This window comes from Bradyrhizobium sp. MI1.7 (assembly GCF_055811795.1).
Genome location: NZ_JBVVPO010000199.1, coordinates 1 through 1,418, shown reverse-complemented (window position 1 = coordinate 1,418; position 1,418 = coordinate 1). Strand labels below are relative to the sequence as shown.

Genomic DNA, 1,418 nt, shown 5'->3' with positions numbered 1-1,418 from the left:
GAGCTATCGCCGAAAGTTGGTGACGGCGGGAATCGGGAAGGCGGCATATCGTGGGGGTGCTTGACGCCTCCACTTCTCCACCAAAGGAGCGATATGCCGTGCCCAACGATAACGTCACCAGACTGATTCAGCCAGGATTCTTCGACGATCAACTCACCGAAATCTTACGCAATGGAGCCCGTGCGCTGCTTGCCAAGGCGGTCGAGGCCGAGGTCGCGGACTTCCTCGACAAGCATGCCGATTTAAAGACCCAGGACGGTCAGCAGCGCGTCGTCCGCCACGGTCACCTGCCGGAACGCGAGGTGATGACCGGTATCGGTCCGGTCACCGTCCGCCAGCCGCGTGCGCGCGACCGCACGGCCGCCGCCGGCGATCCCGGCCGCATCCGGTTCTCACCGTCGATCCTGCCGCCCTACATGCGCCGGTCGAAGTCGATCGAGACGCTGCTGCCGATCCTTTATCTGAAGGGTATCTCGACCGGCGATTTCTCCGAGGCGCTGGCGGCGCTGATCGGCAAGGATGCTGCCGGGTTGTCGGCATCCGCCATCGGCCGCCTGAAGGACGGCTGGTTCGACGAGCACGCCGCGTGGCAGAAGCGCGATCTGTCGGCGAAACGCTACGTCTACATCTGGGCCGACGGCATCCATCTCGAAGCCCGCCTCGAGGACGAAAAGCAGTGCATCCTGGTGCTGATCGGCGCGACGCCGGAAGGCCGCAAGGAACTGGTCGGCTTCACCGATGGCGCCCGCGAGAGCGCGCACGACTGGCGTGATCTGCTGCTCGACCTGAAGCGGCGCGGGCTCGACGTGCCCCCGCGGCTCGTCATCGCCGATGGCGCACTCGGGTTCTGGAAGGCGGCCGGCGAGGTCTGGCCGAAAACGCGCGAGCAGCGCTGCTGGGTGCACAAGACCGCCAACGTGCTCGCCAAGTTACCGAAGAGCCAGCAGCCGAAAGCCAAACGCGCGTTGCAGGAGATCTGGATGGCCGAAACCAAGGCCGCCGCCGAACTGGCGTTCGAGGCATTCATCGAGAGCTACGCGTTGAAATACGACAAGGCGGCCGACTGCCTGGCCAAGGATCGGGATACGCTGCTGGCATTCTACGACTTCCCGGCCGAGCATTGGAAACACTTACGGACCACCAACCCCATTGAAAGCACCTTCGCCACCGTGCGCCATCGCACGATCCGATCGAAGGGCTGTCTGTCCAACAGGACTGCGCTCGCGATGGTCTTCAAACTGATCGAGGGCGCCCAAAAAGGCTGGCGCCGTCTCGACGGTCATAACCAGTTGCCAAAACTCGTTCTCGGTGTGACATTCAACAACGGGATCGAGGTCATCGCAAAGCCGACCGACCGTCAGCCCACAACCGCCGCCGCCTGACCGGCCCCGGCCGTCACCAAAATTTGGCGATAGCTC

1 protein-coding gene is annotated in these 1,418 nt (G+C 63.8%); it reads left to right on the top strand.

Annotation, left to right across the window (positions count from 1 at the left end; genetic code table 11):
- Positions 1–98: 98 nt before the first annotated feature.
- Positions 99–1,382: an IS256 family transposase gene (locus tag AC0L3X_RS47075; RefSeq protein ID WP_439034083.1), complete on the top strand. Its 1,284-nt coding sequence runs from the start codon at positions 99–101 to the stop codon at positions 1,380–1,382.
- Positions 1,383–1,418: the final 36 nt, after the last annotated feature.